This window comes from Marinospirillum alkalitolerans, from assembly GCF_045055655.1.
GTDB lineage: Bacteria > Pseudomonadota > Gammaproteobacteria > Pseudomonadales > Halomonadaceae > Marinospirillum > Marinospirillum alkalitolerans.
Window position 1 is genome coordinate 19,257 of sequence record NZ_JBANFI010000001.1, and the last position, 23,501, is coordinate 42,757.

General features: G+C 54.0%; 21 protein-coding genes. 16 read left to right on the top strand and 5 right to left on the bottom strand.

Translation table 11 applies throughout. The features are described from left to right. Positions 1 to 103 precede the first annotated feature (103 nt). From rpsP to recJ, 9 genes are all read left to right on the top strand, one after another. Positions 104 to 352: a 30S ribosomal protein S16 gene (rpsP, locus tag V6U78_RS00100; protein WP_405335739.1), complete on the top strand. Its 249-nt coding sequence runs from the start codon at positions 104 to 106 to the stop codon at positions 350 to 352. A 91-nt stretch (positions 353 to 443) separates the two neighbouring features. After that, the gene (gene rimM / locus V6U78_RS00105) at positions 444 to 968 is read left to right on the top strand and encodes a ribosome maturation factor RimM (RefSeq protein ID WP_405335742.1); all 525 of its coding nucleotides are present in this window, start codon (positions 444 to 446) and stop codon (positions 966 to 968) included. A gap of 30 nt (positions 969 to 998) precedes the next feature. Continuing rightward, positions 999 to 1,769: a tRNA (guanosine(37)-N1)-methyltransferase TrmD gene (gene trmD / locus V6U78_RS00110; RefSeq protein WP_405335745.1), complete on the top strand. Its 771-nt coding sequence runs from the start codon at positions 999 to 1,001 to the stop codon at positions 1,767 to 1,769. Positions 1,770 to 1,786: 17 nt separating this feature from the next. Continuing rightward, positions 1,787 to 2,143, top strand: a complete 357-nt coding sequence (rplS, locus tag V6U78_RS00115) for a 50S ribosomal protein L19 (RefSeq protein ID WP_405335747.1) — start codon at positions 1,787 to 1,789, stop codon at positions 2,141 to 2,143. Positions 2,144 to 2,344: 201 nt separating this feature from the next. Further along, positions 2,345 to 3,094, top strand: a complete 750-nt coding sequence (locus V6U78_RS00120) for a DsbC family protein (RefSeq protein ID WP_405335750.1) — start codon at positions 2,345 to 2,347, stop codon at positions 3,092 to 3,094. A 38-nt stretch (positions 3,095 to 3,132) separates the two neighbouring features. Further along, the gene (locus tag V6U78_RS00125) at positions 3,133 to 4,437 is read left to right on the top strand and encodes a homoserine dehydrogenase (RefSeq protein ID WP_405335753.1); all 1,305 of its coding nucleotides are present in this window, start codon (positions 3,133 to 3,135) and stop codon (positions 4,435 to 4,437) included. 29 nt (positions 4,438 to 4,466) lie between these two features. Beyond that, the gene (gene thrC / locus V6U78_RS00130; protein ID WP_405335756.1) at positions 4,467 to 5,870 is read left to right on the top strand and encodes a threonine synthase; all 1,404 of its coding nucleotides are present in this window, start codon (positions 4,467 to 4,469) and stop codon (positions 5,868 to 5,870) included. 237 nt (positions 5,871 to 6,107) lie between these two features. After that, entirely contained in the window at positions 6,108 to 8,375 is a 2,268-nt protein-coding gene (locus V6U78_RS00135; protein ID WP_405335759.1) for a methyl-accepting chemotaxis protein, read from the top strand. A gap of 104 nt (positions 8,376 to 8,479) precedes the next feature. After that, on the top strand, positions 8,480 to 10,258 hold the full coding sequence (gene recJ, locus V6U78_RS00140) for a single-stranded-DNA-specific exonuclease RecJ (protein ID WP_405335762.1): 1,779 nt from the start codon (positions 8,480 to 8,482) through the stop codon (positions 10,256 to 10,258). A 10-nt stretch (positions 10,259 to 10,268) separates the two neighbouring features. Here recJ and V6U78_RS00145 read toward each other — a convergent pair whose 3' ends face one another. Beyond that, positions 10,269 to 10,520 carry a hypothetical protein gene (locus V6U78_RS00145; RefSeq protein ID WP_405335765.1) on the bottom strand — a complete coding sequence of 84 codons (252 nt, stop codon included), beginning with the start codon at positions 10,518 to 10,520 and terminating at the stop codon, positions 10,269 to 10,271. Between the two features lie 128 nt (positions 10,521 to 10,648). Further along, complete coding sequence (gene dauA / locus V6U78_RS00150; protein ID WP_405335768.1) at positions 10,649 to 12,334, bottom strand: C4-dicarboxylic acid transporter DauA; 1,686 nt, start codon at positions 12,332 to 12,334, stop codon at positions 10,649 to 10,651. Between the two features lie 219 nt (positions 12,335 to 12,553). Between dauA and V6U78_RS00155 the strand changes: the two genes are divergently transcribed. The 6 genes from V6U78_RS00155 to V6U78_RS00180 all read left to right on the top strand — a co-directional run bounded on the left by V6U78_RS00155 (position 12,554) and on the right by V6U78_RS00180 (position 18,971). Continuing rightward, on the top strand, positions 12,554 to 13,267 hold the full coding sequence (locus V6U78_RS00155) for a UTRA domain-containing protein (RefSeq protein ID WP_405335771.1): 714 nt from the start codon (positions 12,554 to 12,556) through the stop codon (positions 13,265 to 13,267). A gap of 124 nt (positions 13,268 to 13,391) precedes the next feature. Continuing rightward, the gene (locus tag V6U78_RS00160) at positions 13,392 to 14,426 is read left to right on the top strand and encodes a putative 2-aminoethylphosphonate ABC transporter substrate-binding protein (RefSeq protein WP_405335774.1); all 1,035 of its coding nucleotides are present in this window, start codon (positions 13,392 to 13,394) and stop codon (positions 14,424 to 14,426) included. 10 nt (positions 14,427 to 14,436) lie between these two features. Continuing rightward, a complete protein-coding gene (locus V6U78_RS00165; protein WP_405335777.1) occupies positions 14,437 to 15,549 on the top strand; it encodes a putative 2-aminoethylphosphonate ABC transporter ATP-binding protein in 1,113 nt (370 codons plus the stop codon). After that, positions 15,546 to 17,258 carry a putative 2-aminoethylphosphonate ABC transporter permease subunit gene (locus V6U78_RS00170; protein ID WP_405335780.1) on the top strand — a complete coding sequence of 571 codons (1,713 nt, stop codon included), beginning with the start codon at positions 15,546 to 15,548 and terminating at the stop codon, positions 17,256 to 17,258. The genes V6U78_RS00165 and V6U78_RS00170 overlap by 4 nt, the downstream gene beginning before the upstream one ends. Positions 17,259 to 17,289: 31 nt before the next feature. Next, complete coding sequence (locus V6U78_RS00175; RefSeq protein WP_405335783.1) at positions 17,290 to 18,183, top strand: EamA family transporter; 894 nt, start codon at positions 17,290 to 17,292, stop codon at positions 18,181 to 18,183. A gap of 11 nt (positions 18,184 to 18,194) precedes the next feature. Then, positions 18,195 to 18,971: an HAD family hydrolase gene (locus V6U78_RS00180; RefSeq protein WP_405335786.1), complete on the top strand. Its 777-nt coding sequence runs from the start codon at positions 18,195 to 18,197 to the stop codon at positions 18,969 to 18,971. On the opposite strand, the gene V6U78_RS00185 is transcribed toward V6U78_RS00180, so the two are convergent. Next, positions 18,931 to 19,647 (bottom strand): 2OG-Fe(II) oxygenase, encoded by a 717-nt coding sequence (locus V6U78_RS00185; protein WP_405335788.1) that lies wholly within the window; start codon positions 19,645 to 19,647, stop codon positions 18,931 to 18,933. The two genes, V6U78_RS00180 and V6U78_RS00185, sit on opposite strands and share 41 nt — an antisense overlap. Positions 19,648 to 19,764: 117 nt before the next feature. Between V6U78_RS00185 and glnE the strand changes: the two genes are divergently transcribed. Further along, positions 19,765 to 22,752, top strand: coding sequence for a bifunctional [glutamate--ammonia ligase]-adenylyl-L-tyrosine phosphorylase/[glutamate--ammonia-ligase] adenylyltransferase (gene glnE / locus V6U78_RS00190; protein ID WP_405335791.1), 2,988 nt, complete (start codon positions 19,765 to 19,767; stop codon positions 22,750 to 22,752). Between the two features lie 49 nt (positions 22,753 to 22,801). On the opposite strand, the gene V6U78_RS00195 is transcribed toward glnE, so the two are convergent. Further along, complete coding sequence (locus tag V6U78_RS00195) at positions 22,802 to 23,074, bottom strand: Txe/YoeB family addiction module toxin (protein ID WP_405335794.1); 273 nt, start codon at positions 23,072 to 23,074, stop codon at positions 22,802 to 22,804. Next, on the bottom strand, positions 23,055 to 23,327 hold the full coding sequence (locus tag V6U78_RS00200; RefSeq protein ID WP_405335797.1) for a type II toxin-antitoxin system Phd/YefM family antitoxin: 273 nt from the start codon (positions 23,325 to 23,327) through the stop codon (positions 23,055 to 23,057). Before V6U78_RS00200 ends, V6U78_RS00195 begins: the two co-directional genes overlap by 20 nt. Positions 23,328 to 23,501: the final 174 nt, after the last annotated feature.

The following is a 23,501-nucleotide window of genomic DNA, read 5'->3' on the forward strand; positions in this document are numbered from 1 at the left end:
TGGCGGGGCAAAACCGCAAACTCCTGATCGCAATTATGAGGCAGGTCTACCGCTTTCCGCAGTGGGTCTGAATTTTCCGGTTACTTTAAAGGAAAGATAGTCAATGGTTACCATTCGTTTGGCTCGTGGCGGCGCTAAAAAACGCCCTTTTTATCATGTCAACGTGACTGACTCGCGTAACGCGCGTGATGGCCGTTACATCGAACGCCTGGGTTTCTTTAACCCGATTGCTCAAGGTCAAGCTGAGCGTCTGCGTATCGATGCTGATCGTCTGCAGCACTGGGTTGCTCAAGGCGCACAGCTGTCTGATCGCGTTGCAAAGCTGGTTAAAGAAGCTGCTAAGCAGCAGTAATAGCTTGGATTGCTTGGTGCATGCATCCGCGTCGTCTCCCGTTGGATAGAATCAGATTAAACAGCAAAGCTACGCAGCAGAGGCAAGAAGCATGAGTGAAAAGCATGACTTGCTTTTGGGTAAGATTACCAGCGTCTTTGGTATCAAAGGTTGGGTGAAGGTTTTTTCCTATACCGAACCTATGGATAATCTGCTTCAGTATAGCCATTGGGTGCTCACGCAGCAGGGGCAGCAGCAAACCTATAAAAAGCTAGATGGGCGTCGACAAGGCAAAGGCCTAGTCGCCAAGCTTCAGGGTATTGATACACCAGAAGCAGCCCAACTCCTGGCTGGCGCGGAAATCCGCATCTCCAGTGAAAGCCTACCGGCGCTGCCAGAAGGTGAGTATTACTGGTTCCAGCTGCAGGGTTTAGAGGTCTTTAATCAAGAGCAGAAAAAGCTTGGGAAAATTGATCATCTGATGGAAACAGGGGCCAACGATGTGTTAGTCGTTAAACCTTGTGAAGGCAGTATTGATCAGCAGGAGCGCCTTGTGCCCTATCTGGTTCCGAGTGTCGTGCTTGATATTGATCTTGAAGCTGGAATCATGCAGGTAGATTGGGATGCTGATTTCTAATTGGCCTGCTTAGAACAAGAGAGACGCAAAGTGTGGTTTGGTGTCGTTTCGCTGTTTCCACAGATGTTCAGTGCGATCACCGAACAAGGTGTGAGTGCCCGCGCGGTTAAAAACGGTCTTCTGGAGTTTGAATACTGGAACCCGCGTGACTTTGCGACAGATCGGCATCGTACCGTGGACGATCGGCCTTACGGCGGTGGTCCTGGCATGCTGATGAAGGTCGAACCTCTGCAAGCTGCCATCCGTGCAGCTCGCGCAGCAGGCGGCCCCGAGGCAAAGGTTATCTACCTTTCGCCACAGGGACGCAAGCTGGACCAGCAAGGGGTTGTCGAGCTAGCTGGCCGCACACGACATATTCTTGTTGCTGGCCGCTATGAAGGTATTGATGAGCGCCTTGTGGCCTCAGAGATCGATGAGGAATGGTCTGTAGGAGACTATGTCCTTAGTGGTGGAGAGCTGGCTGCGATGATATTGATTGATTCAGTATCTCGCCTTGTTCCAGGTGTTCTGGGGCATGAAGCTTCAGCAGAGGAAGATTCCTTCGCTGCGGGTTTACTGGACTGTCCACATTATACGCGACCTGAAGTCATTAATGGCTTGCAGGTCCCAGATGTATTGCTCAGTGGTCATCATGAAGCGATACGTCGTTGGCGCCTCAAGCAGTCTTTAGGGCGTACTTGGTTGCGCAGACCTGATTTATTAGAGCAACAGCCACTTAATCGGGAACAGCAGCAATTACTGGCAGAATTTATCCGCGAATACGATGCCCCGCTTACCAGGGCGCAAGTCGAGCGGCCTTAGTCTAGGAGCGAGCAGCTATGAGCAACAAAAAACCTATTATTCAGGCTTTAGAAGCCGAACAGATGAACAAAGAAGTCCCTAGCTTTGCACCCGGCGACACGGTCGTTGTGCAGGTTAAGGTTAAAGAAGGTACTCGTGAGCGTCTGCAGGCTTACGAAGGCGTTGTGATCGGCAAGCGTAACCGTGGCCTGAACTCAGCCTTTACTGTACGTAAAATCTCTAACGGCGTTGGCGTTGAGCGTACCTTCCAAGTTTACAGCCCACTGGTTGACTCGATCGCTGTCAAGCGTCGTGGTGCTGTACGCCAAGCGAAGATCTACTACCTCCGCGAGCGTTCAGGCAAGTCTGCGCGTATCAAGGAAAAGCTGGCTTAAGCGATTCTTTTTTATGCGAGGTGAAGGATGTCTTTGGGTCTGGCCGCAATCTGCAGCGCTGTTGTACTAAAAGATCATTCATATCACATCTGAAAACGGGCACCCTAGGGTGCCCGTTTTTTATGGGAGACTGGTGCGCTCATCAGGCCTCAGGCATACTGAAGGCTTTGCATTGAGCCATCCAATAAATAAGAGTTGATTATGTTGATAAACCGTCAGAAGTCCTTGTTGCTGATCTTGCTGGTGTGCTTGGCTTACCTAGCCCAACCCCTGGTTGCTGATGAAGGGATAGAAGCCCGTTTAGCGCAGCGTCTACAAAGTATTGATCCCCGTTTGAATGTGATTTCGGCTGAACCGACACCAGTTGAAGGTATTTACCGCGTGCAGATTAATACAGGCGATCTGCTGTATATGCATCAAGAAGGCGAGTATATTTTTGCCGGTAGTTTATTACAGGTCACTGAGCGGGGACTGGTTGATCTCACCGAGCGTGCACAATCGACGCAGCGTCAGCAGGTCTTTGCTGCCTTACCGCGTGACGAGCAGGTGATCTTCCCCGCTGAAGGTGAGACACTGGCCAGCATCGCCATTTTTACTGATATCACCTGCCCTTATTGTGTGCGTTTGCATGAGCAGGTGCCAGAGCTGAATGCGGCCGGTATCGAAGTGCGCTACCTTGCTTTTCCGCGCCAGGGTTTGAATACACCCGGTGAGCAGCTCCTCACGAATGTCTGGTGTGCAGCTGATCCAGTTGATGCCATGAACCGTGCCAAAGCCGGCGAGCGTCTGGCTGATCAGCAGTGTGCGAACCCGATTGCATCCCAGTTTGAACTGGGTCGGGCGCAGGGTGTACAAGGAACACCGGCGATTATTCTGCCGGATGGTCAGCTGATCCCCGGCTTTGTGCCCGCCGCGCGTTTGATTCAAGAACTGGGTGGACGCACCCTTTAATCCTGATTTTTTTCTCATTGATCAAAAAGGAGACTCTTTTGAAACCTGTCAAGATAGCCATCTGTGGGCTAGGTACCGTCGGTGGAGGCGTATTTAATGTATTACAGCGTAATGCGAGTGAAATTGCCCGACGTGCCGGTCGGCCGCTGGTGGTTGAACAGGTCGCGACGCGCCATGTGAACCCAGACTGTGATACATCCAGCGTCTATGTGTCTGACGATATTTTTGCCGCAGTGGCCAATCCTGAAATTGATGTCATTGTGGAGCTGATCGGCGGTTATGAGGCGGCCTATGATCTGGTGATGCAGGCGATCGCCGCAGGTAAGCATGTTGTCACTGCCAATAAAGCCCTGATTGCTGTACATGGTAATGAGATTTTTCAGGCAGCGCGTGAAGCCGGTGTCGTGGTGGCTTTTGAGGCGGGTGTCGCGGGCGGTATTCCGATCATTAAATCCATCCGTGAAGGTCTCACTGCGAACCGTATCCACTGGGTGGCCGGTATTATCAATGGTACGGGTAACTTTATTCTCAGCTCCATGTCTGAAAAGGGCAGTGATTTTAACGAAGTGCTGGCAGAAGCGCAGGCGCTGGGCTATGCCGAGGCTGATCCCACCTTTGATGTCGAAGGTATCGATGCGGCTCATAAACTGGCCATCCTCTCTGCTATCGCCTTTGGTGTGCCGCTGAGTTTTGACAAGGTCTATACCGAAGGCATCTCGCGGATAGAGATAGAAGATATACGTCAGGCCGATGCACTGGGTTTTGCGATTAAACATCTCGGTATTACCCGCCGTACTGAGCAAGGTCTGGAGCTGCGTGTCCACCCAACGTTGATCCCTAAAGAGCGCTTGCTGGCGAATGTGAACGGCGTTAAGAATGCAGTGATGGTCTATGGTGATGCCGTGGGCTCGACTCTCTTTTATGGCTCAGGTGCCGGTGCGGAGCCGACGGCTTCGGCGGTGATTGCTGATCTGGTTGATGTGGCGCGTGCAATGGAAACCACGCCTGAATCTCGTGTGCCCTACCTTGCCTTTGCTCATCAAGCGGATGATCTGCCTGTCTTGCCGATGGAAGAAATCGAGACGGCCTACTATCTGCGTCTGCTGGCTGTCGATCGTCCCGGTGTGTTGGCGAAGGTAGCGACGGTTCTGAGCGATCATGGTATTAGCATTGAGGCCATCATTCAGAAGGACACCAGTGAAGGTGAGCTGGTCCCGATTATTTTGATGACGCATCGCACCACGGAAGCCGCCATGAATGAAGTCATTCGTCAGCTGGAGTCCCTCTCCGATATTGCTGGCGGTGTGATGCGCATTCGTGTTGAAAGTCTTGACGATCAATAAAACCTAACTATTCAGAGTGAGATCAGACTGTGCGCTACATCAGCACTCGCGGGCAAGCGCCCGCTTTGAATTTTGAAGAAGTTGTTTTAACCGGCCTTGCGACCGATGGCGGCCTCTATGTGCCTGAAACCTATCCGCAGTTTTCAGCTGCAGAAATCGCTGCGATGGCTGGCCTGCCCTATACCGAAGTTGCTTATCGGGTGATGCGTCCTTTTGTTGGAGATTCTTTAACCGATGACGAATTTCGCGGCATGATTGAGGGCGCATATAGCAGCTTCTCGCACGCTGCGGTGGCACCCATCAAACAGCTCGATAGCAATCATTTCCTGCTGGAGCTGTTCCACGGCCCAACGCTGGCTTTTAAAGATGTGGCCTTACAGCTGCTGGGTCGTCTGCTGGATCATTTTCTGGCCAAGCGCGGTGAGCGTGGCGTGATTATGGGCGCCACCTCAGGCGATACTGGCTCTGCCGCCATCGAAGGCTGCAAGCCTTGTGAACAGGTGGATATTTATATTCTGCATCCGCACCAACGGGTGTCCGAAGTCCAGCGCCGCCAGATGACCAGTGTGCTGGCACCAAATGTGCACAATATTGCCGTCGAAGGCGATTTTGATGCCTGTCAGGCGATGGTCAAAGCCAGCTTTGCCGACCAATCCTTCTTGAAGGGGCAGCGTTTGATCGCAGTGAACTCGATCAACTGGGCGCGAATCATGGCGCAGATCGTCTACTATTTCACCAGTGCGGTGGCTGTGGGCGCACCGCATCGTGAAGTGGCGTTCAGCGTGCCTTCTGCTAATTTTGGCGATGTCTTTGCTGGCTATGTGGCGCACAAAATGGGCCTGCCGATCAAACAGTTGATCGTCGCGACCAACGCCAATGACATCCTGCATCGTACCCTGGCGCAGAATGATTTTAGTAAAAAGCAGCTGTTGCCCACTCTGGCTCCCTCGATGGATATCGTGGTGTCCTCTAACTTTGAGCGCCTAATTTTTGATCTTTATGATCAGCAGGGCGAGCAGGTTGCGGCACTGTTGGAGCGCTTCCAGCAGCAGGCCACCACGCTGGATGCAAACGCCTATGCCAAGGCGAAGGCGCTGTTTTCCAGCCTCGCGGTGGATGATGCCACCATCCTGAAGGTGATTGCTGAGGCCTATCAAAAAACAGGTGAGCTTTTAGATCCTCATACGGCGACGGGTTATCTGGCCACCCAGACTTGTGCGCAAGATCCTGCCACGCCAGTGATCACCCTCGCGACAGCCCATCCAGCCAAGTTTGCCGAAGCCATCGTGAAGGCAGGTTTTGCCGAAGGGGCACCCTTGCCGCTGCATATGCAGGATCTGCTGGAGCGTGAAGAACGCTACGCTGTTCTCCCTGCTGATTTGGCCGAGATTCAAGCCTATATTGCGGATAAGCAAGCGCAAAAAACCGCTTAAAGATCGCTGGATGGAACCGAAGATGCAGAGGTGAAAGCCTCTGCATTTTTTATTGGCGTTGATCTGCCTTTGCGGCTCAACAATCGGATGTCAAATCAGGCAGAGAATCTCTAACGCCAGACCAAGGTTGCAGGGTGAAAGCCTTGCCAAGCTCAGGATCTGCCTACATGATGTTGATCTCAATCATGGCTTGCTCATATTAGGTGGGCGCAACCTTTACTGACAGGGAGAGGATGAATGCTGAGCCGTCTCACGATCCGCTTAAGAATCCAACTGGGGTTTGCACTGGTATTACTGCTGGGCGTCGGGCTGTTATTACCCTTATTTTTATATCAATTGGATGGCTTGCTGCGTCAAACCGAGCAGGAGCAGCTGCTCAGTGTGCAGCGCGCGGCATTGAACGAAATCCAAACTCAGCAAAATCAAGCCGTCCATCTGGCGCAGGCCATTGCTACCCAGCCGAGTGTTCAGCGGGCTTTTGCGGCGCGTGATCGCCAGCAGTTGCGTCAGGAGCTGCATCCTGTTTTTGAGCAGCTGCGCGAGACAACAGGGATCGAGCAGATGCAGTTTCATCTTCCTCCAGCGACCTCCTTCCTGCGTCTGCACATGCTTGACCGTTATGATGATGATCTGTCCTCGTTTCGCCATACCGTTGTTGAAGCCAATCGCCAGCAACGCGCGATTGCCGGTATCGAGGTGGGTCGTGCTGGGATTGGCATTCGTGGTGTTGTGCCTGTGGTTGATCAAGGCCAGCATCAGGGCAGTTTTGAATTTGGTCTTTCGCTACGCCAAAGTTTTGCGGATCTTTTCAAAGCCAATCATGATGCTGATCTGGCGATCTATCTGCCGGAAGGGCAGGGTTTTCAGACGCTGGTCACCACACGGGCAGGCCAGGATTTTTTGACGCCAGCGCACCTGCAGCAGGTGATGCAGGGCGAGGTCTGGATTGAACGTGTCAGCCAACAAGGTGAGCACTGGGCACTTTTAGCGGCACCGCTGACTGATTTTAGTGGCCGCACTATTGGCGTGTTGTTGGTTGCCGTGGATCGTGCCGAGAGTGTTGCCGCCTATCAGCAAGCCATGCGCAATAGCTTAGTGCTGGGTCTGGTGATTCTGCTGGTAGGCCTAGGTGTATCTTGGCTGCTGGCGCAGAGTATTGCCGCACCGATCAAGCGTCTGAATCAGGCGCTGTATAATATTGCCGCAGGAGATCAGGATCTGCGTCGCCGCTTGCCTGTCGAGGGCCAGAATGAGCTGGCTGATGTTGCCCAGTCCTTTAACCTTTTTGTGGAGAAGGTCGAGCAGACAGTGCTCAACGTGCTGCAATTGATTGGTCAACTTGGCTCAAAGGCTGAATATACCTTTCGTGTCACGGGCGAGGCGGCCAGTATCATTCGCCGTCAGCAGCAAAGTACCGAGGAAGTCTCCACCGCGATGAATGAAATGTCAGCCACGGCCGCTGAAATTGCTAGCCATGCGGCTGAAACGGCAACAGCCACCGAGCAAGCGGATCACAGCTCAGAGCAGGGCAGTGAGATAGTGCATACCAGCAGCGCTGGGATCACCCGCCTTGCCGAAGAGGTGGATCAAGCAGCCCAGACCATTCGCCAGCTCAGTGAATACAGCGAGACGATTGGCGGTATTTTGGATGTGATCAGCGGAATTTCTGAACAAACCAACCTGCTGGCACTGAATGCCGCAATAGAGGCTGCGCGTGCTGGTGAGCATGGACGAGGTTTTGCGGTGGTGGCGGATGAGGTTCGCCAGCTGGCGCAGCGTTCTCAAGCGTCAACCACGGAAATTCAGCGGATGATCGAGCAGCTCCAGCAGGGCGTCGAGCAAGCGGTGCGTGTGATTCAGCAAAGCCACCAGCAGGCCGAGGAAACCGTGGAGCTGACCGAGCAGGCCAGCCGAGCGCTAGAAGAAATTACCCAAGCGATGGATCGTATCAGCCAGATGAGTGCGCAGATTGCCTCAGCAGCAGAAGAGCAAACGGCCGTGTCTGAGGAGATCAACCGTCATGTGGTTGCGATCAGCGATGGCGCAGTAGAAACAGTGGAACACACCGCGCAGATTGTGGCCGCCACCAGTGATATGGGAGCTGAAATCTCAGCGCTGATGGGCGAAATGCGCACCTTTAAAGTGAATATTGATCCCAAAATCGAGCTGGCGATGGCCAAGAGTGCGCATCGTGCCTGGAAGGTGCGCTTAAGAAGCTTCCTCGATGGCCGCGCTGCGCTGGCGCTCAGTCAGGCTGTCGATCACCATCAGTGTGATCTGGGCAAGTGGTATGATAGCGATGGCCTGCAGCACTATGGTGATTATCAGGAAATGCGCGATCTCAAAGCACCACATCAACGCATGCACCAGCTGATTAAAGAAATCATTCAGGCGAAAAACGCGGGGCAGCTGGATCAAGCCGAAGCCCTCTATGAAGAGGTCGAGCACTACTCAGAGCAGATTGTCACGCTGATTAATCAGCTGATTGCGCGCTTGGATCGCTGATCTCAGCTGTGGCTGCTTGATGGATACACTTGGTTGTGATGATCTGTCGGTCGTGATGATCTGTCGGTCGTGATGATGAATGTACAGGTAAAGAGTGAAGCTAGGTGAAAGTAAAGAAAAAATGGCAGCAGCGCCCTTTAAATGCGCGCTTACAAGAGCAGGCCCGTCTTGAGGGATTGCATCCGCTTGAGGTGCGTATTCTGGCGGGTCGCTTAGAAACCTGGCAGGCGCAGCGTTTAATGGATTTGGTGCAACCGAGCTTGAAAACCCTTGCGCCTCCACAAGTGCTCAAGGATATGGATCTGGCTGTGGCGCGCTTGGTGCAGGCCATAGAGCAGCAAGAAGTGATCGGTATCCTGACTGATTATGATGTTGATGGCATCACCTCTCATGCCTTGATCTATCGTAGCCTGAATGCGTTTTTTGGTGTCCCCGCGACTCGATTGCTGAGTTTGATTGGGCATCGTATCGAGGATGGTTATGGCATCAGTGCGCGGCTAACCGATCGGATTCTGAATGCGCCTGTGCGTCCCTCAGTGATCATCAGTGCCGATTGCGGCTCTTCTGATGAGCCAACGATTGCGCGTTTGAAAGCAGCCGGTATCGATGTACTGGTCACGGATCATCATGCACTGCCGATCGAAGGCCCACCCAGTTCAGCCCATGCCGTGATTAACCCCACGCGAGCCGACTGTCCTTATCCAGATAAAACCCTCGCCGGTTGTGCGGTGGCGTGGCTATTGATGTCAGCCTTGCGCCAAGCCTTGATCGATCAAGGTCGCTTGGCACCGACGACACCCAAGCTGGCTTGCTTTCTCGATCTGGTTGCCTTGGGCACTGTGGCGGATTGTGTCTCGCTTGGTGGCAGTGCAATGAATCGCGCCTTGGTGAAAACAGGTGTGGCGCTGATGAATCGCTCTGATCAACCCTGCTGGCAGGCTTTTCGCCAATTGATGGGGCCACGCTTTACTGACTTTACTCCCGCCACGCTGGGCTTTCAGCTTGGGCCACGCATTAATGCACGCTCACGCATGGCGGACCCTTACGCCGCACTCCATTTTTTATTGGCGAAGGATGCTGCCAGTGCAATGCAACAGCTGGTGTTGCTCGATGAAGATAATCAACAGCGGCGCGAGGTGGAGCGCCAGATGGTTGAGCAGGCGCTTTTGATGGCGCAAGAGCAATATGAAGCTGGCTGCGCTGGGCTGGTGGTCTATCTGGCAGAAGGGCATTCGGGCGTGCAGGGCATCGTGGCCTCGCGTCTGGTGGAGCGCTTTGGTGCGCCTTGTGTGATTCTGACGCCATCGAATCAAGAGGGGCAGCTCAGTGGTTCGGCGCGGGGTGTGCCGGGGGTCCATTTACGCGATAGCCTACAGCAGGTGGATGATGATTATCCGGGGATTTTTGTGCGCTTTGGTGGCCACAAGGGAGCCGCAGGGCTCACGCTGCGCCAAGAGCGTCTGCAGGATTTTCAACAGGCTTGGCATCAAGCTTTACGGCAGCATTTAGGTGAGCAAGCCCTTGGCCCTGTTTTATGGACCGATGGGCCGCTAGAGCCAGGTTTATTGAATCTGGCCACTTATGACTTGTTGGCACGCTTGGAACCCTATGGCCGTGAATTTGAAGCGCCTGTTTTTGAAGGGACGTTTCGGGTGGAATCCTGGCGCTGTGTCGGTGCCGATCAGCGCACGGTGCAGCTGCGTTTAAGCGTGGGTGAGCAGGTGGTACCAGCGATCTGGTTTCATGCTGTTCAGGCGGGAGCAAGCCCAGATTTGCCTCTTGGCGGGACACTACGCTGTGCTTTTCAGCTCCAGCCTAATCACTATCGTGGTCAGACGGAGCTGCAGTTACAGCTGGTTGATGTCCAGGTGGTCGCATCGTGAAAGCTTAGGCTTACTGGCGAATGCAGTCTTTGTAAAAGATGCCGCGATAATCGCGCCAGCCTTCACGTCCATCGGTTTCCATGTAGCGTAATACCATCTGGCAATAGAGTTCGTCGCGATGCCCCTCGCGTAGTTGAATCAGCTGAGGGTTAATCATAAATTTCTGGAAAAACATAAAGGCCACTACCACAAACGCGATAATGAACAGCACTGAGGCCACCAGAGCCATAGATCGATTTTTTTCTTCCTCAGAAGCACTCATACACAAAGCCTTTTGTTGCAGGTTTGATTGAGCATCCAACACCCTGCCTTTTCCTGATCGCCGTGATCGGAAATTTCCCATCCCTTGGGTGGATGCCTTCTTGAGTCCCCGCGCGTGGCGGGGCTGGCCTATTCTAGGCGAGCTTCGGCAAGGGAGCGAGCAAAACTCACCCCTTGTTGTGCATCAATGCCCGCTTTGTGGAGCTTGGCAATCAACGCATCGGATAGCCCCACCAGCGTGACATCAAGCTGCTGATCCTGCAAGGATTGCAGATTTGCTTTCAAGGCATGTATTGCGGTGATATCCAGAGCCATGACGCCCTGCATCTCCATGACCACATGGCGGATCTCTGGATCGACCTGCCTGAGCCGCCCGAGTGCTTTTTCTGCACTGCCAAAAAAGAGCGGGCCTTGCAGGCGAAAGTAGGCGATATGTGCCGGCAGCTGAAGCTGATCGCGCTCGGCCGCACTGAGTGGTTGGCAGGAGGTCAGCTGTGCCATGCGTGCAATAAACAGCAAGGAGGCCAGAATCAACCCCACGCTGACCGCAATGACCATATCAAACACAACAGTGAGGCTGAGGCTGGTGAATAACACCAGCAGATCTGGACGGGGGGCGGTGCGCAGCATGCGCTTGACATGATGCGCCTCGCTCATATTCCACGCCACCATCAGCAGTAAACCGGCCAGCGCTGCCATAGGCAGTTGTGCGAGCCAATCTGCCATCAGCAGAATACAGCCCAAAATCACCAGCGCATGGATAACGGCTGCCAGTGGAGAGTGCCCACCGGCGCGGACATTGGCCGCAGTCCGTGCCAAGGCCGCCGTGGCCGTGATGCCGCCAAAAAACGGGGCGACCAGATTCCCCAGTCCCTGACCAACCAGTTCCGCATTCGGGTTATGGCGGCTGCCTGTCAGCGAGTCAGCGACCAAGACACATAGCAGGGATTCAATCGCGCCGAGCAGCGCAATCGTCAAGGCAGCGGGTAGCAGGGCTTGGATTAAGTCCCAAGAGAAGCCGATGGGCTCACCTTGTGCATTCGGGTAATCCCAAGGCCAGCTCAATTGTGGCGCAAAGGGTGGAATGCCTTGCCCTGAGAGTTCGCCCTGCTGCCAGCTAAACTGATCGCCCAGCAGTTGTGGTGCAAAATCTGCAAAGAGCTGTGGGCCAAGCAGCGCTAAGCCCGTGCCGAGTGCCAGCGCAGGCAGATGTCCAGGCAAGGGGGTTTTCAATCTTGGCCAGAGGATTAAGCAGCCCAGGGTGACGAGTCCGATACTGGCATCGGCCCAATGAATGTGAGGCAGCTGTTGCACAAAGGTCAGCAGCTTGATGAAAAAGTGGTCGCTGTTTTCCATTGCGGCCAAGCCAAAAAAATCCTTGAGCTGTAAGCTGGCAATGACAATGGCAATACCGCTGGTAAAGCCCAGAATCACCGGAGCGGGAATAAACTGGATCAGCCGCCCCATCTTCAGCAAGCCCATCACCAGTAGAATCACACCGGCCATCAAGGTGGCCATCAACAGCCCGCCTAAGCCAAATTGCTGGGTGACTGGCAACAGGAGTACGATAAAAGCCGCCGTCGGGCCGCTGATGGAATAGCGCGAGCCACCAGAAAGAGCAATCACCGCGCCGGCGATCATGGCGGTATAAAGACCATGCTGGGGCGGCACGCCACTGGCAATCGCCAGCGCCATGGCCAGCGGAATGGCAATAATGCCCAGGGTGATGCCTGCGAGCAGATCCGCGCGTAAATGTTGCAAGGTGTAGCCCTGACGAAAGGTCTCGCGCAAGGCCGTGGCAAAAGGAAGGGACATCACGACTCCAGAGGCAGGGAGGTGGGTCAAAGGCAATGGCTGCACTTTGAGGTGCAGAGCCGTCATCTCCATCATCCTAAGCCAAGCCGGCAGAGCTTGTCATTCCGACTTAAGCACTGGACGCGGTCTTGGTGCGTGCTTGTCTGGCATCAAAAAGTCAGCTTGAGCAGGAAAAGGCGTAGAATAGTCAGCCTTATTTCTGAGCGAGAGGATGCTCTTGTGGCTGCACCTGCTTTTTATCTCACTCTTCGGGATGCCTTGCTGGATTTGATTCAGCGAGATCAACTTCCCCGCCCTGGCTGCTTGCCTGCCGAGCGCTGGCTGGCTGAGCACTTTCAGACGACACGGGTGACACTCCGTCAGGCGTTGACCCAGCTGGAAAGCGAAGGGGTGATCTATCGTCAGCATCGCAAAGGCTGGTTTGTTGCCCCAAAAAAACTGGTCTATGAACCTGTGCAGGATGTCAGCTTTACGCGCTATGTCACGGCGCAAGGGCGGGTGCCGCAAACCGAGGTCTTGGGCTTTGTGCAGCTTGCCGCTGAAGAAAGAATCGCACATCAGCTAGAACTCCAGCCAGGTGATCCAGTGTATCGCCTGATACGTCGTCGCTTTATCGATCAGCGTCTTGTTCTGGTTGAGCGGGTGTGGATGAATGCGCGTTATTTGCCCCAACTTGAGCAACAGCGTTTTGATCAATCCCTGTGGCGGGTTTTTGAAGAGGTGTATGGCATCCAGTTGATCGATAAACAAATTACGCTCACGCCAACGGCCTTGCAGCATGAGGAGGCCGCCGCCTTGTGTGTGACGCCTGGTAGCCCAGGCTTGTACATCACACGTCGCAGTGCAACGGCTCAGGGCGAGGTGATTGAATATGATGAAGAATACTGGCTGCAGGATGTGATGACGGTTCGGATTACCACTCAGCATGCCTGAGACCACCTGCGCTGAAGCGGAAGGATGGCTGTAAGCGCGGCGGCATGGAAGCTTCAATAAAGTGTCACGGCGCTGTCATGGGGGCGGGCTAGATTGTTGGTCTAGACCAACATGGGAGGCCAGGATGAAAACTTTACCTTTATTGAAAAAATGCCGACAAGCCCTGCTGGGCGCCACACTGTTATTGGGCGCCAGTGCCGCTGCAGCTGTCACTGAACTGACTGTCTATACCGCTCTCGAATCTGATGATCTGCAAAAATATGCCCAGCGCTTTCAGCAGGCCAACCCAGATATACGTATACGTTGGGTGCGCGATTCCACCGGCGTAATGACCGCTCGCCTACTTGCAGAAAGAGACAATCCACGCGCTGATGTGATCTGGGGCTTAGCGGCAACCAGTTTGCTGATTCTGGACGACGAAAATCTGCTCCACCCCTATGCGCCTCAAGGTGTCGAACTGCTAGAGCCGCGTTTTGTGAGCCAGCAGACACCGCCGACTTGGGTGGGGATGGATGCCTGGGTTGCTGCGATTTGCTACAACACCATCGAAGGTGCGCGTCGTGGTATCCCGCGTCCGACCAGCTGGGAAGATCTCACGCGTCCTGAATACCGTGGTCAGGTGATTATGCCTAACCCGAGTTCTTCCGGCACTGGCTACCTGGATGTGGCGAGCTGGATGCAGCTTTGGGGTGAAGAACAAGGCTGGGATTATATGGATCGCCTGCATCAGAATATCAGCCGCTATACCCACTCAGGTTCAGCCCCTTGTAATTTGGCTGCATCAGGTGAGGCGGTCGTCGGTGTGTCCTTTGCCTTCCGTGCTGCACGTCTGAAAACGCAGGGCGCACCTGTTGAAGTGGTCTTTCCTTCTGAAGGCCTAGGCTGGGATATGGAAGCCGCAGCGATAGTGCGTGGCACACCACGGCTTGAGGCAGCACAAAGACTGATGGATTGGGCGGTAACGCGTGAAGCGAATGAGCTCTATAACGAGGGCTATGCGGTGGTGGCCATGCCGGGAGTGGCGCAGCCCTTGCCTAACTATCCTACCGATATCATTGATCGCATGATTGATAACGACTTTAGCTGGGCCGCATTGAACCGAGATCGTATTCTGCGCGAGTGGCAGCGCCGTTACGATGGTAAAACGGAACGTCGTTAAGGAGAGACTGATGAATGCGCTCAACCCTTCTTTTGCTTCGCTCCTTCAACCTGTCTCCAGCTGCTTGCAGCTGGAACAGATTGCCAAGCACTTTGGTGATTTTACCGCCCTGCACCAGATCGACCTTCAGGTAGAAGAAGGTGAATTTATCTGCTTTCTTGGCCCTTCAGGCTGCGGAAAGACCACGCTTTTGCGTGCGATTGCTGGATTAGAACCACAAAGTGCAGGTCGTATGTTGCAACAAGGGCGGGATATTACCCATCTACCGCCTGAGCAGCGCGACTTTGGCATCGTCTTTCAGTCCTATGCGCTCTTTCCCAATCTCAGCGTGTTTGACAATATTGCCTATGGATTGCGTAATCAGCGCCAGCCTAAAGCTCGGATTCAACAGCGAGTGCAAGAGCTGCTGGAGTTGATTGGCCTGGAAGCCGCAGTGCATCAGTTTCCAGCGCAGTTATCTGGCGGTCAGCAGCAGCGTGTGGCGCTGGCGCGTGCTTTGGCGACCGAGCCGAGCCTGCTCTTGCTTGATGAGCCTCTTTCTGCACTGGATGCCTGTGTGCGCGTACACCTGCGTCAGCAGCTCAAGAAGCTGCAGCGTGATCTAGGTGTCACCACGATTATGGTGACCCATGATCAAGAAGAAGCACTGACACTGGCCGATCGTATTGTGGTGATGAATCAGGGCTGCATTGAGCAGATCGGGACGCCACAAGAGATCTATCAGCGTCCAGCCAATGCTTTTGTGGCCAGCTTTGTTGGGCGCATGAATCTGCTCACAGTGGAAGCCATCAGTGATCGGGCGATCAGGCTGGGTGAGCAGCAGATGGACCTGAATCGAGCGCATGGTGTTCCCGTGGGGGAGCAGGCTTGTTTAGCGATTCGCCCAGAAGCCATCCAGTTGCAACCTCCAACCGATCAGGTCGCCTATAGGCTGCAGGCTAGAGTCAATGAAGTGGAATTTCTCGGTGCTTTTGTCCGTCTGCATCTGGTTTTAACTCAGCATCAGGCGGAATTGCAGTTCGACCTGCCACTGGGGGTCGGTTGCACCTTTCAGCCGCAGACACGGCTCGACCTTTATTGGCCGCAAGATCAGCTGCAAGTCTTTGCTGGAGAAGCCAGATGAGTCGTCAGTCGCTGTCTTCTCCTTCTGCCATGCTGGGCACGATGCGGCTGACTTGGTTCAGTGAAAAAAGTCTGAGCCTGATGCTGCTTCTGCTGGCGCTGCTCTTGTTGCTTGTCGGTCTGGCCTTACCCCTGATGACCATGCTGAGCAAGAGTGTGCAGGATGCCAGTGGGCAATGGATAGGTTTGGCGAACTTCATTGATTACTTCACCACACCTGCCTTATCTCGCTCGATTTTCCAGTCATTTTTTGTTGCGATGACGACAACCCTGATCGTGGTCAGCTGCGCTTTTCTCTGTGCTTACGGCATCACGCGCACGCGCATGCTGGGTAAAAAGCTTTTTCGTGTGCTGGCGCTGCTGCCCATTCTTGCTCCCTCGTTGTTGCCTGCCATTAGTCTTGTGTATCTCTTCGGCAATCAGGGCTATATGAAGGGATTACTGGGTGATCAGAGCATCTATGGTCCGATCGGCATTATTATGGGGATGTGCTTTTGGATTTTTCCTCATGCGCTGATGATTCTGACCACGGCCATGGCCAATAGTGATGCACGCCTTTATGAGGCAGCGCGAGCGTTGAAAACCCCCAGCTGGCGCACTTTTCTGACGCTGACTCTGCCTGGTGTCCGTTACGGCCTGATTTCCTGCGCCTTTGTGGTCTTTACGTTGGCCATCACGGATTTTGGTGTGCCGGCCGTGATTGGCGGTCATTACAATGTACTGGCTACGGATATTTATCGTCAGGTGGTGGGTCAGCAGAATTTCCAGATGGGGGCTGTCGTGAGTGTGGTGTTGCTGATCCCCGCGGTGCTGGCTTTTATCGCCGATCGCTGGGTACAGAAAAAACAGCAGGCCAGCCTGACATCTCGTGCTGTGCCTTACCAGCCTGAATCACGGCCGTGGATAGACGGTTTTTTCACTGTTTTTTGTTTTGCGATGGTTGGCATTATTCTGCTGGTTATAGGGACGGCGATCTACGCCTCGCTGATTCAGTTCTGGCCCTACAATCTGAGCTGGACCTTGCAGCATTATCAATTCAGTGGTTTGGCCGGAGGGGGCTGGGAGGCTTGGAGTAACTCACTCAAAATGGCTTTCAGTGTGGCGCTGATCGGTACCTTGTTTATCTTTACAACGGCTTGGATGATCGAGAAAACCCGCGACTTTGCGCCCTTGCGCCAGTCTTTGCATTTGATGGCCATGTTGCCGATGGCGGTGCCGGGTATGGTGCTCGGTTTGGCCTATATCTTCTTTTTTAATCATCCGCTGAACCCGCTGAATATCCTGTATGGCACGCTGGCGCTACTGGTGCTGAATACCCTGGTGCATTTTTATACCGTCTGCCACATCACTTCCATCACGGCGTTAAAGCAACTGGATCGTGAGTTTGAATCTGTAGGGGCGTCACTGAAGGTGCCCTTTTGGAAAACTTATCGGCGTGTCACCTTGCCAGTTTCCTTACCCGCTGTGTTGGATATTTCGGTTTACTTATTTGTGAATGCGATGACCACGGTTTCAGCCGTCATCTTTCTCTATGGCCCAGAAACACGTATGGCGTCGGTGGCTGTTTTGCATCTCGATGAAGCCGGTTATTTTGCGCAGGCCGCCGCGATGGCGGTGTTGATTCTGCTGACTTCCTTGGTGGTGAAGCTGCTGCATGCGTTAGGCAGTCATCTTCTGCTCAGTCGAGGTCAGGCATGGCGTCAAGCATGATGGTGGGTGGCGTTAGGCTGGAGCTTCCAGTATGACCAGTCTTGCTGTGGCGCTGGTGCTCTGCTCAGCGGCGATGCATGCAGGTTGGAACCTGCTCGGTAAGGGGCAGGCTCCATCGCTGGCTTTTTTCACCCTTGCCCTATTCAGCGGTGGGTTGATCTTTGCGCCTTCACTGTTTTGGCAGCCTGATTATGTTGCCTTGCCTGCTCTTTTCTGGTGGTGGCTGCTGCTTTCTGGTTTTTTTCAGGCTATCTATCTGGCCGGACTGGCCTGGGCTTATGCGCGTGGTGCGGTCAGTGTGCTCTATCCCTTAGCCCGGGCTTTGCCAGTGCTGCTGGTTCCTCTCGTTGGCTGGCTATTGCTGGAGGCCGTGTTTTTAGTTGCACGCCAGTGGGTGGCGCTCGTGATGATCGTGCTGGCCAGTTTGCTGCTGCCTTTTGTGCGCCTTAAGGATATTCGCTTACGCCACTATTGGACTCCCGCTCTGGGTTTTGCGCTCTTGGCTGCACTGGGGACAACAGGCTATACCCTCGTGGACCAGCGAGCGATGCAGCTGATGAACCAGCAGCTAGGCCAGCCAGTGGTTTCTTCTGTGCATTATATGGTGTTGCAGGCCTGGTTCTCTCTGCTGTGGATGCTGCCTGTTGTCTGGTGGATGCCCAGTGAAAAGCGCGCACTCAGTCAGCTCTGGGGAGGCCAGAAAAGAGGCTTTATCACCGCAGGCGTGTTGGTTTTAGGCACCTATGGTTTCGTGTTGTTGGCGATGACGATGACCGATCAAGTCAGCATGATCGTGGCACTACGTCAGGCTTCGATTCCCTTAGGTGCGCTAGGTGGAATGATGCTGTTTAAAGAATCACTGAGCCCTTTAAAGCTAGCGGCTTTGGTGTTGATGACCTCAGGCTTGATTGTGATGACCTTTTAATTGGAGAGGCTATGTCTCTAAAAATGCCCGTTGTTCCTGCTGCTACACCCGCTGTATCTCTCGCGATTTTTGATCTGGATCACACTCTTCTGGCTGCGGATAGCTCACAAAGTTGGGCTGAAGAAATGCAGCGTCTTGGCTGGATTGACGATCAGCAGTTCTGGCCTCAGCATCAGGCCATGATGCGCGAATATGAACAGGGTGATTTGGATATGCTCGCTTATCTGCGCCTGAATCTTTCCCCGCTCAAGGGGCGATCGATAGATGAAGTGCAACATGCGGCCAATCACTTGGTGCACCAGCAGCTGATTCAACAGATTTATCCAGCAGCCTATGCACTCTTGGACTGGCACCGCCAACAAGGCCATATTTTGCTGTTGATTTCAGCCAGTGAAGATTTTTTGGTACAGCCTTTGGCTGATCATCTGGGCTTTGATGCGGTACTGGCGATTCAACTGTTGAGTGAGCATCAGCGCTATACCGGTCAGGTGGCGCTGCCTTTAAGCTATCAACAAGGCAAGATTGAGCGCCTGCAAAGCTGGCTAGCAGAGCAAAAACTGACAGTCCAGCGCAGCTGGTTTTACAGTGATTCGCACAATGACTTGCCCTTGTTAGAGTGGGTGGACGAGCCTCGTCCAGTCAATGCGAACCCACGACTGAGTCAAGCTGCTGCGGCTCGCGGTTGGATAGTCCAGACCTTGGCTCCCCTGCATCCGAGTTGCCCGTCTCACTCACCCGCAACGCACTTTAACTCGGCGGATCGATCACCCCTTGCAAGGAATTGTTGATCCGAAACCAGCCCGCAATGCTGGCACGCTCTGCTTGTGTGGGCAGTACCTCATGCGGCAGGTGCTCAGATAAAAAGCAGACCAGCGTGCCCGCTTGTGGTGGCACATCGAGCAAGGGCTGCTGAGTTTCAGGATCGTACAGGCGCATCTCTCCAGCATCTTTTTCCTGCCAGTTGGCGTTCAAATAGAGCACCGTGGTGACTACGCGGTTAGAGCGCCCACGAAAACTATCCACATGCTTTTTATAAAAGCTGCCCGGTGGGTAGAGTGCATAGTGGCACTCGTATTCAAAGAGCCCTAAAAAAAGCTCACGATTGAGCGTGTCTTTGAGTTCACGCATCAAGGCTAGATAAGTGCGTTGTGCTGGGGTGGCCCCATCCAGCCAATGGGTCAGATCGCCGCGCACTGTTTCTGCATGCAGATGCTGCTGGCCTCGACCTATGCCCGCCGGTGCCAGCGCCTGCTGTTGTCGCAGCTGCTGTAAATCAGCATACAAATCAGCACACAAGGCTGCTGGCAGATAGTTGGGAGCCACAAACCACTGCTGTGCCACCAGCCCATCTATAAGCTGATCAAAACAGATGCTATTCTCTTGCGCAGCCGGTGCGAGAAGATCAGGACGAGGCGGATTCAGCTGCGCCAGATGTTGGGCTGTTGAAAGCAGATGGCGGTTCACTTTTATTCCTTTCAGCACATGCGATGGAGCCCGTGGAATACAGGCGCCAGAGTGGCGAAGTAGAGCATAAAGTCGTTTGCTGCACCAGCAGGCGACATCAAGAATATGGAGGCTTCGATGGTATTTCAGCAAGCAGATCTGCACGCTTTTCCTCGTGAGTTACAGCCGCTGGCGCAAGAGCAGCGAATGCGTCTGACGGATGCACTTGAGCGTGCTGATCATCTGGCGCAGATGCAGCAGCGGCCTTTACCTTCTACAGCCTACCAGAAGCTCAGTGCCACTCAGCAGCAGGCGTGGTGGCGTTGCCTGATCACCAGTGATGCGGCTTTAACCCTTGTGGAGCGAGATGTTCACCATGTGCTGCAACTCTCAGAAGCCGAGCTGAAACGCCCCTATCAACGGCAGGATTATCAGCGCTGGCTGGCTGAGTTGATCGAGCAAGAAGCGACAGGTGAGATCCAGGACGAGCCGAGTCTGCACCGTCTGCTGCGGCGTTTTCGTGCTGTGGCACTGCTGCGCCTACTGTGGCGCGATGCCAATCTGATCAGTCCACCTGATGCAGCGGCTCGCCATGCGGTATGGCAAACAGCGGCCGAAATGAGCCATCTGGCCAGCGTCTGTGTGGAAGCCGCGCTGAGCTGGTTGGAAGACCACTATGCCCCAGCCTGGGGCCGTCCTTATCCGCGTGCAACTCAGCTTGAGCAGGTGCAATCAGGTGCCGTGGCGCCGCTGCGTTTAGTGGTGCTGGGGATGGGCAAGCTGGGGGCGGGCGAGCTGAATCTCTCTTCTGATATTGATTTGATTTTTGCCTTTGCTGAGGGAGGCGAAACCCTTGGCGGGCGGCGTTCTTTTGATCATCAAGAATACTTTACCCGCTTGGGGCAGAAGTTGATCGCCGCACTGGATCAGACCACGGCAGACGGACAGGTGTTTCGTGTTGATATGCGCCTGCGCCCTTATGGTGATGCCGGTGCTCTGGCGCTGAGTTTTAATGCCTTGTTGGAATACTACCAGGATCAAGGGCGAGACTGGGAACGCTATGCGATGATCAAAGCGGCGGTACTGGCCGGAGATCAGCAGGCTGGCGCTGAACTGCTGGCGCGGCTCAATCCTTTTGTTTATCGGCGCTATGTTGATTTCAGCGCGATTGAATCACTGCGTGCGATGAAAGCGATGATCAATCGTGAAGTCAAACGCAAGGGGTTGGAGCAAAACATCAAACTTGGGCGTGGTGGTATCCGCGAAATCGAATTTATTACTCAAGTCTTCCAGCTGATTCGGGGCGGGCGTGATCGAGAGCTGCAAGAAACCTCGATTCGGCGCGTGGTGCCCTTACTGGCCGATTTGGGCCTGCTGCCCCAGCCTGTCACCCAAGAGCTGTTAATGGACTATGCCCAGCTGCGTGATCTTGAGCATGCACTGCAAGGGCTGGCTGATCGCCAGACGCAGGATTTACCCCAGGACCCACTCACCCAAGCCCGCATTGCGCTGCGTTGTGGCGATGCTGATTGGGAGGCATTGATCCAGCGTCTAGATGCCTTGCGTGAGCGGGTGCGTCAGCATTTTGATGCCGTGATTGCTGATCCGGATGAAGCGCCAGAAGAAGAGGAAGAGGGGTTAGCCAGCTTGTGGCCAGCAGAGTGCGAGACCGCCGCTGCCGAAGCGATTCTGGCTGAGCAAGGCTTTGCTGATCCTGCCGCCAGTTGGCAGCGGATACAAGGCTTTTACTTCAGTCGAGCAGTGGCGAACATGCAGGCGATCGGTCGCCAGCGACTGGATGCCTTGATGCCCCAATGGTTACTGGCTGTCAGTGAGACGGATGCGCCGGATCTCGCGCTTGAACGTAGCCTGTGGCTGATTGAGGCCGTATTGCGCCGCACGGCTTATCTGCTCTTGTTAACTGAAAATCCGCAAGCGCTCAAACAGCTGGTCGGCTTGTGCGCCACCAGCGCATGGATGGCAGAACAGCTAGCGAAGATGCCGATTCTACTCGATGAGCTGCTCACACCCGCCACTCTGTATAGCCCAGCAGATAAAGCCCGCCTGCGTGATGAACTGCGTCAGCACCTATGCCGGATTCCAGAAGAAGACACCGAAAGCCTGATGGAAGCGGTACGCTACTTTCGCCATGCCAATGTGTTAAGGGTTGCGGCCTCTGATCTGGTGGCCCAGCGTCCACTGATGAAGGTCAGTGATTACCTCACCTTTATTGCTGAAGTGCTGCTTGAGCAGGTGCTGCACTTTGTCTGGCGTGATCTAACCCAGCGTTATGGTCATCCACTGCTGGATACAGGCGAGGTCGCCCAGACCGGCTTTATTGTGCTCGGCTATGGCAAGTTGGGCGGTATCGAGCTGGGCTATGGCTCGGATTTGGATCTGGTCTTTTTGCATCAGGGCCACCCAGTGCAAGGCACAACAGGCAAGAAATCCTTGGACTCCAGTACGTTTTATAGCCGTCTGGGGCAGAAGATGATTCATTGGCTGACCGCTTTGACACCCTCAGGCCAACTCTATGAGGTGGATATGCGCCTGCGGCCTTCCGGCAATGCAGGTTTGCTGGTTTCCAGCCTCAAAGCCTTTGGCGAATACCAGCGTCAGCAGGCCTGGACCTGGGAGCATCAGGCGCTGGTGCGCGCCCGCGTAGTTGCAGGTGATCCAGCTTTGGCCGCCCGCTTTGAAGCTGAACGCGCCGCCATTTTGAGTCAACGACGCGATCTTGAGCAGCTCAAACAGCAGGTTTTGGAGATGCGCGATAAAATGCGCCGTCATTTAGGTGGCAAAACAGACACTGAGTTTCATCTTAAGCAGGATGCCGGTGGGATAGTCGATATTGAATTTATTGTCCAGTATGCCGTGCTGGCCTATAGCTGCGATCATCCGCGCCTGCTGACCTATACCGACAATATGCGCATTTTGGATGAGCTGGCCGCAACAGGCTTGCTGCCAATAGACACAGTACAGGCCTTGCAGCAGGCTTATCTGGCTTACCGTCAGGCCACGCATCAGGCCGCGCTACGCAAAACCAGCAGCCTTGTTGAGGCCGCACCTTGGCAAGCCCAGCGCGAGCTGGTCATTCAAGTGTGGCATCAGTTATTGGGTGGTTGAGCGCAAAAAATGGATCGATTGTTGAGGCTGAGGTTTTTCTACAGCCTCGTCACTGCTGGTCGTAGTGACCACCGATGGCAAAGATGTAAATTGATTTTTCATCAAAGCGATAGATTAAGCGATCTTTCTGAGATATACGCTTTGACCATAAGCCAGCCAAGTTGTGCTTAAGGGGTTCAGGCTTACCAAGGCCCGAGGCAGGGTCGCCGGAGCGGAGCATCTCTTTCAAAAGCTTGCACAGAGCCTTGTGGAGTTTTTTATCTTTCTCGCGCATCGTTTCATAGGCTTCCCATGTAGAGCCTTCAAATACCAGTGATCTCATTCAGCTCTTCTTGTGTTGGTGTGTAGCCTTGGCCTTGGGAGTGTGTCTTGAGCGATGCTGAAATTTGCTGCATGAGACTTGTGTTTTGGAGAACATAAAGCGTTTCTTGCTCTCTTTCCCAGTCATCTGCACTAATGACAACAAAGGCTTCACCTGCACGGCGTGTTACTTTAAGTGGTTCGTGCTGGTTAATGACCTGTTCGACAAGGCATTTCAGGTTGTCTCTGAACTTGTTGACGCTGATGGTATCCACTGCTTTGCACCTTTATGTACGGTATTACCGTACAACTTTAGCAGGCTTGTCCTAACCATGCCAAGCACAGCGACGCCTTTTTCATTCAGGCTGTAAAAAACCTGCTGAATTTTGCTTGGAGGGACTGTTTGCCAACGGAGTGAAGGATGCTTAAATTCAAGCGCTACGACTACA